This window comes from Nostoc sp. CALU 546 (genome assembly GCF_048836525.1).
Window position 1 is genome coordinate 1 of the sequence record NZ_JAWJTF010000095.1, and the last position, 13,245, is coordinate 13,245.

General features: G+C 39.2%; 13 protein-coding genes. 2 read left to right on the plus strand and 11 right to left on the minus strand.

Annotation, left to right across the window (positions count from 1 at the left end):
• The first annotated feature begins 286 nt into the window (after window positions 1-286).
• Complete coding sequence (locus tag RRG12_RS32495; RefSeq protein ID WP_420762035.1) at window positions 287-1,159, plus strand: 6-carboxytetrahydropterin synthase; 873 nt, start codon at window positions 287-289, stop codon at window positions 1,157-1,159.
• A 291-nt stretch (window positions 1,160-1,450) separates the two neighbouring features.
• Here the strand turns inward: RRG12_RS32495 and RRG12_RS32500 are convergent, their stop codons facing one another.
• Window positions 1,451-2,290: a M56 family metallopeptidase gene (locus RRG12_RS32500; RefSeq protein WP_420762060.1), complete on the minus strand. Its 840-nt coding sequence runs from the start codon at window positions 2,288-2,290 to the stop codon at window positions 1,451-1,453.
• Window positions 2,290-2,709 (minus strand): BlaI/MecI/CopY family transcriptional regulator, encoded by a 420-nt coding sequence (locus RRG12_RS32505; protein ID WP_069069046.1) that lies wholly within the window; start codon window positions 2,707-2,709, stop codon window positions 2,290-2,292. The genes RRG12_RS32500 and RRG12_RS32505 overlap by 1 nt, the downstream gene beginning before the upstream one ends.
• 447 nt (window positions 2,710-3,156) lie before the next feature.
• Between RRG12_RS32505 and RRG12_RS32510 the strand changes: the two genes are divergently transcribed.
• The gene (locus tag RRG12_RS32510; RefSeq protein ID WP_420762036.1) at window positions 3,157-3,891 is read left to right on the plus strand and encodes a 2-phosphosulfolactate phosphatase family protein; all 735 of its coding nucleotides are present in this window, start codon (window positions 3,157-3,159) and stop codon (window positions 3,889-3,891) included.
• A gap of 76 nt (window positions 3,892-3,967) precedes the next feature.
• Here the strand turns inward: RRG12_RS32510 and rfbD are convergent, their stop codons facing one another.
• The 9 genes from rfbD to RRG12_RS32555 all read right to left on the minus strand — a co-directional run bounded on the left by rfbD (window position 3,968) and on the right by RRG12_RS32555 (window position 13,242).
• Complete coding sequence (gene rfbD, locus RRG12_RS32515) at window positions 3,968-4,858, minus strand: dTDP-4-dehydrorhamnose reductase (protein ID WP_420762037.1); 891 nt, start codon at window positions 4,856-4,858, stop codon at window positions 3,968-3,970.
• A 183-nt stretch (window positions 4,859-5,041) separates the two neighbouring features.
• Window positions 5,042-5,587 carry a dTDP-4-dehydrorhamnose 3,5-epimerase gene (gene rfbC, locus RRG12_RS32520; RefSeq protein ID WP_420762038.1) on the minus strand — a complete coding sequence of 182 codons (546 nt, stop codon included), beginning with the start codon at window positions 5,585-5,587 and terminating at the stop codon, window positions 5,042-5,044.
• Window positions 5,588-5,691: 104 nt separating this feature from the next.
• Complete coding sequence (locus RRG12_RS32525; RefSeq protein WP_069069043.1) at window positions 5,692-6,768, minus strand: glucose-1-phosphate thymidylyltransferase; 1,077 nt, start codon at window positions 6,766-6,768, stop codon at window positions 5,692-5,694.
• A gap of 85 nt (window positions 6,769-6,853) precedes the next feature.
• The gene (locus RRG12_RS32530) at window positions 6,854-7,924 is read right to left on the minus strand and encodes a glycosyltransferase family 4 protein (RefSeq protein WP_420762039.1); all 1,071 of its coding nucleotides are present in this window, start codon (window positions 7,922-7,924) and stop codon (window positions 6,854-6,856) included.
• 17 nt (window positions 7,925-7,941) lie between these two features.
• Window positions 7,942-8,859 (minus strand): glycosyltransferase family 2 protein, encoded by a 918-nt coding sequence (locus RRG12_RS32535; RefSeq protein ID WP_420762040.1) that lies wholly within the window; start codon window positions 8,857-8,859, stop codon window positions 7,942-7,944.
• Window positions 8,856-9,884, minus strand: coding sequence for a glycosyltransferase (locus RRG12_RS32540; RefSeq protein WP_420762041.1), 1,029 nt, complete (start codon window positions 9,882-9,884; stop codon window positions 8,856-8,858). The genes RRG12_RS32535 and RRG12_RS32540 overlap by 4 nt, the downstream gene beginning before the upstream one ends.
• Window positions 9,885-10,074: 190 nt before the next feature.
• The gene (locus RRG12_RS32545) at window positions 10,075-10,992 is read right to left on the minus strand and encodes an NAD-dependent epimerase/dehydratase family protein (RefSeq protein WP_069069039.1); all 918 of its coding nucleotides are present in this window, start codon (window positions 10,990-10,992) and stop codon (window positions 10,075-10,077) included.
• 31 nt (window positions 10,993-11,023) lie between these two features.
• Window positions 11,024-12,469 carry a glycosyltransferase gene (locus RRG12_RS32550; protein WP_420762042.1) on the minus strand — a complete coding sequence of 482 codons (1,446 nt, stop codon included), beginning with the start codon at window positions 12,467-12,469 and terminating at the stop codon, window positions 11,024-11,026.
• A gap of 35 nt (window positions 12,470-12,504) precedes the next feature.
• Complete coding sequence (locus tag RRG12_RS32555) at window positions 12,505-13,242, minus strand: class I SAM-dependent methyltransferase (RefSeq protein ID WP_420762043.1); 738 nt, start codon at window positions 13,240-13,242, stop codon at window positions 12,505-12,507.
• Between the last annotated feature and the right edge of the window lie 3 nt (window positions 13,243-13,245).

Here is a 13,245-nt window from a genome sequence, read left to right on the forward strand (position 1 = left end):
CAGATAGAGAAGAGATTCTAAATATATTGGGCCATTGGGCATTGGGCATTGGGCATGGGTTAATCCTGATATAGGAATCCGCTTTGATTTCTGAACTAATTTGCGTAGGCAGGCAATAGGCAATCTTGCTACAGGCAACAGTCAAGAAGGCTTCTTAGTTGTACTGAGTTTTTTCAGAAATCAAATATGAGTCCTATAGATGTCAAAGGACTAATGACTAAGAAATTAGTTTATGCTGGAAAAGGAAAAAGATTAAGAAATTTTAAATTCTGCTCATAGTGTACTCATGCAATGCATTGTTAATCGCCGCGCCCAGTTTTCAGCAAGTCATCGTTATTGGTTGCCAGAACTGAGTGAAGCCGAGAATATTGGGAAATTTGGTGCTGGTACTAGATTTCCAGGACACGGACATAACTATGTCTTATTTATCTCCCTAGCTGGGGAATTAGATGAATATGGCATGGTGTTGAACTTGTCTGATGTGAAACAGGTAATTAAACGGGAAGTTACCAGTCAATTGGACTTCTCTTATCTCAACGATGTGTGGGCAGAATTTCAACAAACTCTGCCTACCACTGAGAATATTGCACGGATTATCTGGCAGCGGCTAGCACCCCATTTGCCTCTAGTCCGTGTGCAGTTATTTGAACATCCTGAACTTTGGGCAGATTATATGGGAAACGCAATGGAAGCCTACCTCACCATCAGTACTCACTTTAGCGCCGCCCATCGGCTAGCTCATCCTAAACTCAGTAACGAAGAAAACACTGAGATTTATGGTAAGTGCGCTCGTCCCAACGGTCACGGACACAACTACCATCTAGAAGTCACTGTCAAAGGAAAAATTGACCCGCGTACTGGCATGATTATTGATTTAGGTGCCCTGAATCAAGTGGTAGAAGATTATGTGTTAGAGTCATTCGACCACACATTTTTAAACAAAGATATTCCCTACTTTGCCGAAGTTGTCCCCACTGCTGAGAATATCGCACTCTACATTAGTAATTTACTGCGATCGCCCATTCAGGAATTGGGAGCTAAACTTTACAAAGTAAAACTGATTGAAAGTCCCAATAACTCCTGCGAAATTTACTGCACGGAGTCTGAATTAGACTCAGCCAGTACAACCGTGAATCAGCCAGTATTGGCAAGCGTTTAAGTAATTGAAAATCCAGGCATAGGACATAGGGAATTTATATCATCCCCATGCCCATGCCCATGCCCAAGCTAGAAAAGTTTGTTCTACACTCTTAGCAGTCAACATTGGGCCATTTGCCAAATAAATATTTTTCTCAGATACCACGTTTAAGACAAGACGCGATGAATCGCCGTCTCTACAAATCGGTTTTTCGTCTTGACGGCGATTTATCGTATCTTTAGCAATCTAGAATTTTCATCAAAAAACCTTAATCGAAAGGATTTCGTGCTGTAATAGCTTACTAAATTCAAATTAACTATGAAATATCACAGTCAGTAAAGGTAGGAACGCCAACAGAAAGCTATGCCAGGATTGCAATTGGGTTTCTGAAGTTGATTCTGGTGGTGCTAATAGGGCTTCTACTCTTTGTTCTAAGCGATCTGCACCGGATGAACCTAATGCAGCACAGCAAATTTCTGATAAGACTGGGCTGCTACTAACTACTAATAAAAGTGATTCCGCTAGCACCAAAGGGTCTACTTGCAATGCTGCATAACTGTCGGCACGAAGTTCGCGCAAAGCTAACAGTTCTTCCCACAAAGGCTCTGTATTCGGCAACCATACAGTGCAAGAACGCACCCAACCCAGCCAGAAAAACCAGAACGTATCCCTATAATAGTGATGCCCTTGCTCATGGGCTAAGACGCTTTCTAAATGAGCCGGTGAAAGAGTTCGCACTAATCCTTGGCTAACTACTAGTTCTGGTTGCCAAAAGCCGATTTGACCTGCAAACAACGCGCCTGTTTGCAGCAGTCTAGCTCGTCTATCGCCAACATTCACTAAAGGGCAGTTACGGGCAGATTCTACAGACTGCCAACCCTGGAAGGCAAGTTTAATGCATGAAATGGCAAAAAATGCCAAATAAATTAATGCTAGTAAATAACTAATTGAGCCTGTATACATTCCGCCCATCTGTCCTTGAGGCCCCATGAATACCACAGCGATCGCAGTCATGAAAATTAGCAAGGGCGGGAAGAGAAACAAAAATAGCGATCGCTGCCATCGCAGATTCCAATTGCCTTGGGGTTGATTCCAAGCGGATCTTAACAACCAGGCAACTGCCAAAGCAATCAAAATCATCATCAGATGCATCATTGTTCCTCCCTCGCTTGGCGTGCAGATTGAATGCGTTTGGCGATCGCTGCTATTTGCTCACTAGCTGCTTCATCTAAGCTATCTGCAAAAGCAGCAATAACATCAGGATTTCCCACCGCCAGAAATCGCTGTAACTGCTCATGAGCTTTGATGACATCTGATTGCTGCTTACTCAGCATTGGCCGCCAATAGAATGCCCGCTCTTTCTTGTCGCAGGCCAGCCAACCTTTATCAGTGAGGCGACGTAAAACGGTGGTGACAGAAGTATACGCTAATTCGCGGTTGGGATCGGCGAGGATGCGATCGTGTACATCCTTTACTGTGGCTGAACCAAGTTCCCAGATAATATTTAAAATTTCCGCTTCTAATGGGCCTAAAGACAGTTGTTTAGGGCGGTAGTCGGGTAAAGGTGCCATAGCAATTTCAATGGGGGGTGGGGAATGGGAGAGACGCAATTAATCGCGTCTGTACTGGAGAATGGGGAATGAGTGGATATCCGTCTCTTTGGGCTGTAAATTTGAAGCTGTAAATTTTCCCCATTTAGAAAGTCTGTTCTTGTTTTAGGTTACAAGATAGTGCAGCAAGTCTGAAAGTCTAAAAGCATAAAAATGGGCTTTTGGAGTATTTATTAGGGATTAGAGACTCTTAAGATTTAGTTAAATCCCTAGCAGGTTTCTTCCCGACTCCCCAGTAGAGACGCGATTAATTGCGTTTATAGCGACTCCCATCTATGTATTGAATGAGATACATTTTGTATTTTGATGGTAAAAAATGCTCCAAGAGCAATTGTGATTATAGTTAGTGACACCAACTAGGTAGAATGTTATTTGCGGCAGTTGTATTAAAGCAGGTGTATCCAGCGCGTGAAGCTATTCGTATATCACACTCCTGAATTGACTCCAACGGATAAAGCGCCAGAATGTGCGATCGCAGTCGATGTCTTGCGAGCCACTAGCACAATTGCAACAGTTTTGGCGGCTGGAGGCGAAGCTGTACAAGTATTCAGCGATTTAGACCAGTTAATTGAAGTTAGCGAAAAATGGCCCTCTGAAAAACGTCTGCGGGCCGGAGAACGCGGCGGTGCAAAAGTACCTGGCTTTGAGTTGGGAAACTCTCCCCTCGACTGCACACCAGAATTAGTGCAGGGGCGTCGCTTATTTATCAGTACCACCAATGGTACTCGTGCCTTACAAAGGGTACAAGACTCCCCAAATCTATTAGCAGCAGCCTTGATTAACCGGGCGGCGGTGGTGCAATTTCTTCTAGAAAAACAACCAGAGACAGTGTGGATTGTCGGTTCCGGTTGGGAAGGTAGTTTTTCTTTAGAGGATACAGTTTGTGCAGGTGCGATCGCTCATAGTATTTTGCAACAAACCCAGTTGTCATCAGAAGAACTAGCTGGTAATGATGAAGTTGTTAGTGCGATCGCTCTTTATTCTCAGTGGCAAGATAATTTATTGGGATTACTTCACCAAGCTAGTCACGGTCAACGATTGTTGCGTCTTGACTGTCTAGATGATTTAAAATATTGTTCCCAAACTGATATTTTAGATGTCTTGCCCATACAACATGAAACGGGAGTTTTAAAAAGGGGATAGGGACTGGGGACTGAAGAAGGGAATAGGGTAAAGGTTACAGGGTACAGATTATTACCTGTCACCTGTCACCTCTCCCCTAATCTTCATGCCCAATTTTCAAATCTGTGAGCATTTGTCTGAGTCTTTGTCGCCAATGGGGGGGATAAGTCCCTAGAATTGCTGAAATTTTGCCACAAGCAAGCACAGAATAGGCTGGGCGACGGGCTGGTGTAGGATATTCGGCACTTGTAATGGGGACAATCCGTTCAACTTTTAAAGGGAAGCCTAGCTGTTGGGCTTCTTCAAAAATGGCAACTGCAAAGTCATACCAGCTAGCAACACCGCTATTAGTGTAGTGATAAGTGCCGCTAATTTCTGGTGTTAGCTGGGGAATCGTCTGGGCTATGACTGCGGCTATATCTTGCGCCCAAGTCGGGCTACCAATTTGATCCGCGACAACACGGATTTCTTGGCGTTCTGCACCTAGCCGCAGCATGGTTTTAACAAAGTTACTTTTGCCAAAGTTTCCATAAACCCAAGCAGTGCGGAGGATGAGGTGATGGGCGCAAGTTTCCCGAATAGCTTCTTCTCCAGCGAGTTTGGTTTTTCCGTAGACACTCAAAGGATTAGTCGCATCGGTTTCCTGGTAAGGGCGATACCCATTACCATCGAAAACATAATCGGTCGAAATATGAATTAGGAAAGCTCCTAGTTTTTGGCTTTCTTGGGCAAGAATTTGGGGTGCAGTAGCATTAATCGCGATCGCAAGTTCAGTTTCGCTTTCTGCTTTGTCTACAGCAGTGTAAGCAGCAGCGTTAATTATGATTTGCGGCTGCTTTGATCTAATAATGTTGCGGAGGGTATCGGGTTGAGCAAGTTCTACTGTTGGGCGTTCTACTGAGATAATATCGCCATAGGATGGGAGTATTTGTTGTAGTTCCTTACCCACTTGGCCGTTGCTGCCAATCAGCAAAATTGATTTAGTCATTTGTCATTTGTCATTTGTCATTTGTCCAAGAAAAGCCATGCCCACTCTTTAACTTGGTTTGAATTAGTTCGATGAAAGACAAAGTTTTTCCGCACACTATAAAAGTAAGCTTAGGGTATAGCAATAAGCTGGGTATCTGACAACCAATGACCAATGACCAATGACCAATGACCAATTACTACGTTAATCAAATACTTCAGCAGTTCTCAAAAGTTTCCCGGCTTGGTCTTTAGCTGATAAAATCGGTGACGCACTCAGAGGCCAATCTATGGCTAAATCTGGATCGTTCCATAGAATTGTGCGATCGCCTTGGGGTGCGTAATAATCTGTAGCTTTGTAGAGAACTTCGGCTATTTCTGAAAGCACGAGAAAGCCGTGGGCAAAGCCTGGTGGTATCCACAGTATGCGTTTGTTCTGAGCACTGAGTTCAGAACCTACCCATTTACCAAAGGTAGGAGAGCTTTTTCTAATATCTACGGCTACGTCAAAGATAGTACCCACAATAGCTCGGACAAGTTTACCTTGGGGTTGTTGGATTTGGTAGTGCAATCCCCGCAGAACGTTTTGTTTAGAGCCAGAGTGGTTATCTTGGACGAAGTGGGCAACAATACCAGTCTCTTGGGCAAATTTTCGGTCGTTGTAGGCTTCAAAAAAGAACCCACGATCATCTGCAAATACTTGGGGTTCGAGTTCTATAACTTCGGGAATTTTGGTATGTACAATGCTCATTAATATTATTTCGAGTAATCTGCCACAGTGTTCATTGTGAGAGCAATTTAATGCTTGTATTTTACAGCTAGCAGGGAACACTTCGACTGTGGCTTTTCCTGTTTTTAAGTTAGTTCAATTTGACAGTCATCGCCAATTAGAAATCGCAAGGCTTTGGGGCGACGGGGTGCAAGAGTCAATTGTGCCCTTTGTCCAATGACACTATCAATTATGCGCTGATGAATTCCGGCAATTTTAGCACTTTCTAAAATCACACTGTGTTCTAAATCAGTATCAATCAGTGTCACATTATTAGCAATACTACTATAAGGGCCAATAAAGCAGTTTTCTAAATGACAATTGCTACCAATGACTACTGGGCCCCGAATTGTGCAGTTAATCACTTGAGATTTGGCACCGATTTGGACTCGCCCAATAATCTGGCTTTGGGCATCAACTTCACCAAGAACTGATGCTGTTAAATATGTATCGAGAATTAATCGGTTAGCTTCTAATAAGTCATCTTTTTTACCAGTGTCTAACCACCAGCCTTGGAGATTATGAGCTACAACTTGCTTGTTTTGATTAATTAGGTATTGAATAGCATCAGTGATTTCTAGTTCGCCTCTGGTGGAAGGTTGGATATTTGCGATCGCATCAAAGATGAGGTGAGAAAAGAAATAAACTCCTACCAATGCCAGATTTGAAGGAGGAACTTTCGGTTTCTCAATTAACTGTAATACCCGTCCTGTTTCATCTACCTGAGCCACACCAAAGGCGCTAGGGTTGGCAACTGAACGCAAGAGAATCAGAGCATCTGGCTGTTGTTGGCTAAATTGTTGCAGAAAGTAACGTAACTCACCTAGTTGAATGAGGTTATCGCCCAAGTACATGACAAAGGGAGAATTTTCTAAAAACGGATGGGCAATTTGGACGGCGTGAGCAAGTCCGAGTGGCTGTTCTTGTACGATGTAGGTGATGTTTGCTCCAAAGTATTCTCCATTTCCGGTTTTCCCTTGGACTTCTGCCCCTGTTTCCGGGCTGATGATGATGCCAATGTCAGTAATACCAGCAGCGACCATTTCATCAATGCCATACCATAAAACAGGTTTATTCGCAACTGGTACGAGTTGTTTTGCTCCGCTATAGGTGAGGGGACGTAAACGTGTACCTTTCCCGCCAGATAGAATTAGTGCTTTCATAGGGATTTAGTCATTTGTTATTTGTCATTTGTCATTACCTGTAGCTGTCTTAATAAATGAATTTCCTGGACTCAACGGTATTATTTTACACGTAACGGGATAACACTTCGGCGGTTGCTTTTCCTGTTTTTTCCCAACTGAATTGTTGGGAGTGAGTGATACCTTGGCTAGAAAGGTGCGATCGCAACCTAGAATCAGTTGCGATCGCTTGCATTGCCTCTGTAATTTCTTCAGTGTTGTAAGGATTGATCAGAATCGCCGCATCGCCAGCCACTTCAGGTAAGGAGGAGAGATTGGAGGTAATGACGGGAGTACCGCAAGCCATTGCTTCCAAGACAGGTAAACCAAAACCTTCCCAAAGACTGGGGAAAACCAGAGCGATCGCTTGATTGATGATTTTTGGCAATTCGCTGTAAGGAATATAATCCAGGAACTTTACTTGATTAGTTATACCTAGTTTCTCAACTTGCGCTGTTAAAACTGGAGTATAACGGCGATCGTTAGGCCCTGCTAACCAAAGCTCGTAATCTTTACAGTTAGGTAATGCCGCAAAAGCGGCAATTAAACGTTCAGTATTTTTGTGAGGATTATGCCGTCCTAAATAAAGGAAATAATTTTGCATTGGTAAATCCAAGCAAAAAAAATTTTTGACATCATAAGCTAGTGGAATTGCAGTAATTCTTTCCTGGGAAACTCCCAAAAATTTGCTTAAATCTTCAGCCGTTGCTATTGAATTACAAATAACGTGTTTTGATTGTCTGATTACAGCACGAATATAATAGCTGCAATAAAGCCGCTGCGTTATAGAAAACCATTGTGGAAATCTAAGAGGAATTAAATCATGAACAGTAACTATATAAGAACAAGAAGAAAATAAAGGAGCCTCTGGAATAGGAGAAAATAGTAACATAGAATTCATCTTATGATATATATTCGGCAGTTTAAATTGCGTCCATAGCAGGCGTTTTAAATGCCCTTTTATGCCAAAATCTGTCGTAATATCTGGTGGAGAATAATAACATTTAATGCCAGATATTTTTAGTGGACTTAATACGTCTACATCTAAACTTTTTAGCTCTTTTAATAAATTCAGGCTATAATTTAACCAACCTGTTGGTTGAGTTGGTGCAAAAGATAAATTTGCGAGAATAGGCATAATAAAATTATTTTTTATTAATTAGATACAGATATTTTAACAGCAGATTTTTCCACGGTAAATAATAAAATTATAATTTTCAGGCTGTTAGGATTAGCTGTGGTTATAAATTCGCCAAAAAATTTATAAAAAATATATATACGTAATAGTAATTGTTCCCACAAAGGGCGATGTTTTTGATAGTAATAAATCTGGCTACGTCTATATTCAATAGCCATTACATTAGCAGCCTTTTGAATCGAATATCCTTTCAAATGAATCAAAGATATATCAGGCGTGTAGATAATTTTATATCCTCGATACTGCGCTCTTTGACATAAATCTGATTCTTCAAAATACATGAAAAAATTTTCGTCAAATCCACCTAAATCATGAAATAAACTTGAACGAATAAAAAAAGCAGCCCCTACAACAATATCGACTTCTTGAATTTTTTGGAATTTTTTTTCAATCAAACTTTGCTGAGATATATTTTGATAAGCTTGGTGCATTTGACGAGCTTCATATTCACCTTTAATTCCTAATGCTGGCGAAACAGAAATTTGTAAGCTTCTATCTGGATTCAGCAATTTTGGCCCAATAATTCCTACTTGTGGGTCTGCTTGCATCAACTGAATTAGATGCGGTAGAATATTACTAATAAGTATAGTATCAGTATTTAATAAGAACAAGAATTCTCCAGTAGCAAGTTTTGCACCGACATTATTTCCTGCTCCAAAGCCGCGATTTTCTATCTGTTTAACTAGGCGAATTTCGGGGTAATTTGCTGCTACTAATTCAACACTACTATCGCTAGAAGCATTGTCTACAAGAATGATTTCATAGTTCGGTATATCAATAAACTTTTGTATAGAGTTTAAACAATCTAGTAGAATCTCTGCTCCATTATAGTTAACTAAAATAATCGATACTGAAATAGTTTGTTGCTGGTTCATTTTTTTTGGATATTGCTCTTAGCCACTTTAAACATGGGCAACACCTTGGAAATAGAGTTTTGAAGTCGTTGGATATCGAATAAAATTTTAAAAATTAAAATTCGTAGTGCTATGCCTTCAGAACGATATCCTGTTTTGAAACTTTGGTAACAAAGTTTAAGAATACCAAAACCAAAATCTAAGCGGCGATCGTCAAAAGGATTAGACCAGCTTGAGTTTAATTGTTGGTAAAATCTAGCCTGAAATGCTTTACTCAAGTTGCTATGAATTAAATAGCTTTTACCTGCGATACGATATTTTTTCTGGAACCACAGCATCAGTTCAGTGTGAAGGTTACCAGCATTTTTCATTGCTCCCACCACATTAGAAGTATGGAATCTATAGCAGACTAATGGTTGCCGGATATGTCCAATTTTACCTTTTTGAATTGCAACCAATGCTACCCACCAGTCATGATGCCAACCAATTTCATTTTGTTGGGGAAAGGGTATAATATCAGTAATCAGAGAACTACAAAACAACAACGAACACCCGGTGACGACGTTGCGAAGTAGCAATAATTCCACCGTAGCTTTTTCAGGTTGGCGTCCTTCAAAATCCCAAGTAGAATTATTGATACTTTGGTCATCACTGTTTATTAGCTCCAAATCAGAATGAACTAAGACTGAATGTTCTGAGCGTAAAGTTTTGATTAATATTTCTAATTTTTCTGCTTGCCAAATATCATCTTGATCTGAAAATGCGATCGCTGTAATTTCAGGATCTTGAATACAGTATTGTAAACCCCTTTCAAAATTATGGTAATGTCTCAAGTTATGGCTGTGAAAATGACAAACAAATCGTGAATCATTTTCGATATTTTTTTGAATCGCTGTTTGATATTCAGGTTGGGAGCAGTCATCAACAATATGACAAACCCAATTTTGCCAAGTCTGATTTTGAATTGACTGGATCTGTTTCTGAAAATATTCCAGATGAGGATTATAAGTTGCTAAAACAATACCAATTTTTTCTTTATCCTGCATTTAAGTTGAATATATAAGTTTTACTTTTTTATATCACAAAAAATATTTTTTTAGATATATTCATAACTTTTTGCCAAACCTCTAAAATCATTAATATCTGACATTTAAAAGTCTCTTAATTTACCCTGCTATTCCTTATTCTCTCTTTCAAGCTTTAAACTAATATATTTATATTCTGAGGATATATTCATTATGATAAAGTTTTTAACCATTGCCAAGTCTCTTGAATGCCAGTTTCTAGTTGAACACTAGGTCGCCATTGAAGAACAGTATTTGCCTTGGTAATATCAAGAACATTTATAGGTATATCAACTTTTCTTCCCTCTATATACTCCACTTTAAAGTCGTTTTCAATCACTTTACGAATTTTGTCCAGCAAATCATTAAGAGAAACTCCTTGACCGCTACCAATATTAAATATTTTTTCAGTTAAATTAGGATTTTGAACATTATAAAGAGCTTGAACAACATCTAAAATATATAAATAATCCCTAATTATTTCTCCATTTCCCCAAATTTGAATTGGTAAATGTTTCAGGATACGATTCAGAAACACGGTTATAGCACCAAGCTTACCTGTAGGATTTTGTCCAGGTCCATAGGGGTTAGCAATACGAAGAATACTATAGTCAAGACCATGTAAATAGTTATACAAATAGAGATATTTTTCAATAGTTAGTTTAGTAATCCCATAAGAACAAATTGGTTCAGTAGGATGTGTTTCTATAATAGGAAGCTGCTGCGGTAATCCATATACTGTTCCACCAGAGGAAGGAAAAATAATCTTTCTTACAGAAGCTTCAACACAGATTTCTAAAAATTTTAGTGTATTAATCACATTTGAATTTACATCTCCAATTGGATTTTCATTTGATGTACTAGGAATGGTATGGCTAACCAATTGGTAAACAATATCAACATTTTTTAAAGCTATTTTTAATAAGTCTTGATCGTTAAAATCACCATAAATATATTCAACTTCATCAAGAGGTTTTATGTAAGGATTATGTGAACGATTATAGACTCGTATTGATTGTTCTTTTGCCACTAAAAAATTAGTGAGATGTGAACCAATAAACCCATTTCCTCCAATAATTAGAACAGGCATAAATATAATTAATCTAAGAATTTGCTATTTTTCAATAAAACTTAATTTTCTTGGCTGCGTATAAACACATTTTTAACAGCAATAAACCTTCTTTAAAGTGTTGAATATTAGAGCGCCCATAGGTTCTGGGGTAATAACGGACAGGAATATCAGAAATATGTAGATTTAGCTTAGATGCTCCAAACAACAAGTCAAAATCTCCAAAAGGATCGAAATCGCCAAAGTATTTACGATTGTCAGCAATTTTTTGATAGTTAACTTTGGATATAGCTTTCGTTCCACATAAGGAATCTTTAATCCGGTTATCAATTAGATAAGAAAGTAAAAACGCAAAGAAACGATTTGCCAAAAGATTTAATAAGGGCATAGCCTCCTTGGAACAAGGATAGATCAAACGACATCCATTGGCAAATTCACATCGATTTGAGGCTAAAGTTTCAAAAAAGTGTGGCAAGTCTTCTGGGCGTACAGTTAGATCAGAATCTAGAATGATTAGGATATCGCCAGTAGCGATCGCAAATCCTTCTCTAACAGCATTCCCTTTTCCTCTTTTTGTTTGTTGAAGAATTTTAATATCAATTGTTTCGCCGTACTTAGCTTGTACTTTTTGAATTTCATCCCAAGTATTATCCTGAGAGTGACCTTCAATAAAGATAATCTCTGTATGTTCACCCATTTTAGGAAGGCGAGTAACACAGCTTTCTATATTTCCTGCTTCATTCCGTGCTGGAATAATAACAGAACAAGTTTTTAGTCTGTTTTGATATTTAATTCTAGACTCATAAGGACTTAATCGAGCCACAATAAAGTTCACTAAACCGAGTTTATTAAATACTGGCAAGGGACTGATAAAACGGTTCAAAAATGGTGCTATTATGGGAACTTTTTTAGGTAAAAGTACCTTAGAACCATGCTGGATTATCTCAAAACCGGATAATTCTAATAAGTTACTTGTATCCTGATAACTTAACCAGTTAAGAGGAACAGTTGGCATTTTTTCCTTTAGAAAAAGGGCAAGTTGGAGAATAGGATTCCAGACAGGGTTATGAAAGCTAATAATTAAACGTGTTGAATCCGTACAAACTGAGCGAATTTGCTTAAAAGCTTTTTGAATATCCTCAAAATAGCTAATAGTATCTGACAAGATTACATAGTCAAAAGTTTCCTCTATTTCTGTATCCTCTATGTCAGCTGTTTTAAAGTATAAATGAGGAAACTTTTCCTGGGCAGATTGACACACTTCAGGGACAATCTCAATACCTACACCATAACTCGGTTGAACTGCATTTAATAATGAACCTGTACCTGCACCAATCTCTAAAACTCGTTGTCCTGATGGTACTAAAAATCGATACAGAGACTCAATACTCTCATAGTAATAACGATTTTTTTTATGCCAATATTCCAGGTTGTAATTGTTTGTTTGAAGAGATGATTTGCTTAAATTTTTATGAGAAATTGAAGGTAAAAAGTTCATTGATAATCAATTGTTAATTTTTTGATTTATTCGGATTAGCGTTGAGCATAAATTTGGAGAGAACCTCCAATTTCTTTAATCACTGGAATATTGCTGAGGAAATGACTAAATTTTTGAAAGAATGGAATCAAACTGTCAGGAACACCCGGATGTAAAAAGTCAAAAGGTTTGACCCATATTCGACTAAAACCATTGCGTTTGAGAATAGAATCAATTTGCCATCGGAAAAAGGCTGTTTCATCAGGGGAATTTTGCAAGGCACGCCCAATAAACTTAATATTTTTCTCTACAGCAATTTGAGGATTGAGCATATTGGGTTCGGTAAAGAAGAAAGATCCCCCAGGTTTCAGGACTCGCAGCATTTCTGGGAGTGCAGTTATTAAATCAAAATGATGAAGAACAGCATTCCCTACAATTGCATCAAATGTCCCATCAGGAAAGTCGAGCTTGTTAATATCCCCCACTACTACTTTGGCTTTGGGAAATTCAATTAGGCGTTCGTTGGCGATCGCCACTTGATTAGGCGAAATCTCAACCCCAACGATAGTAGCACCAGAGGCAGCCAAACGTTTTGTAAACTCAGCATTGCCAGCACCAGGCTCTAGCACAACTTTACCAGGGCTTAAACCACCGTAACGGATAGCTAATTTGGCTCGTTCGTCTAGGCGAAGCTGCCCTGCTTTCGTAATTGATCCCCACCAAACACTGCCCAAATCTGTCGCTAAAGCATTAAAGTGTTCTCTTTCGCGATCGCTCCGACTATTCACGCTCATAAT

What these genes read in the sequence shown, in the direction of transcription:
- RRG12_RS32545 (WP_069069039.1), bottom strand. Translation starts at nt 10,992, where the DNA reads ATGCCTGTTCTAATTATTGGAGGAAATGGGTTTATTGGTTCACATCTC.
- RRG12_RS32505 (WP_069069046.1), bottom strand. Translation starts at nt 2,709, where the DNA reads ATGGCACCTTTACCCGACTACCGCCCTAAACAACTGTCTTTAGGCCCA.
- rfbC (WP_420762038.1), bottom strand. Translation starts at nt 5,587, where the DNA reads ATGAGCATTGTACATACCAAAATTCCCGAAGTTATAGAACTCGAACCC.
- RRG12_RS32555 (WP_420762043.1), bottom strand. Translation starts at nt 13,242, where the DNA reads ATGAGCGTGAATAGTCGGAGCGATCGCGAAAGAGAACACTTTAATGCT.
- RRG12_RS32525 (WP_069069043.1), bottom strand. Translation starts at nt 6,768, where the DNA reads ATGAAAGCACTAATTCTATCTGGCGGGAAAGGTACACGTTTACGTCCC.
- rfbD (WP_420762037.1), bottom strand. Translation starts at nt 4,858, where the DNA reads ATGACTAAATCAATTTTGCTGATTGGCAGCAACGGCCAAGTGGGTAAG.
- RRG12_RS32530 (WP_420762039.1), bottom strand. Translation starts at nt 7,924, where the DNA reads ATGCCTATTCTCGCAAATTTATCTTTTGCACCAACTCAACCAACAGGT.
- RRG12_RS32550 (WP_420762042.1), bottom strand. Translation starts at nt 12,469, where the DNA reads ATGAACTTTTTACCTTCAATTTCTCATAAAAATTTAAGCAAATCATCT.
- RRG12_RS32540 (WP_420762041.1), bottom strand. Translation starts at nt 9,884, where the DNA reads ATGCAGGATAAAGAAAAAATTGGTATTGTTTTAGCAACTTATAATCCT.
- RRG12_RS32500 (WP_420762060.1), bottom strand. Translation starts at nt 2,290, where the DNA reads ATGCATCTGATGATGATTTTGATTGCTTTGGCAGTTGCCTGGTTGTTA.
- RRG12_RS32535 (WP_420762040.1), bottom strand. Translation starts at nt 8,859, where the DNA reads ATGAACCAGCAACAAACTATTTCAGTATCGATTATTTTAGTTAACTAT.
- RRG12_RS32495 (WP_420762035.1), top strand. Translation starts at nt 287, where the DNA reads ATGCAATGCATTGTTAATCGCCGCGCCCAGTTTTCAGCAAGTCATCGT.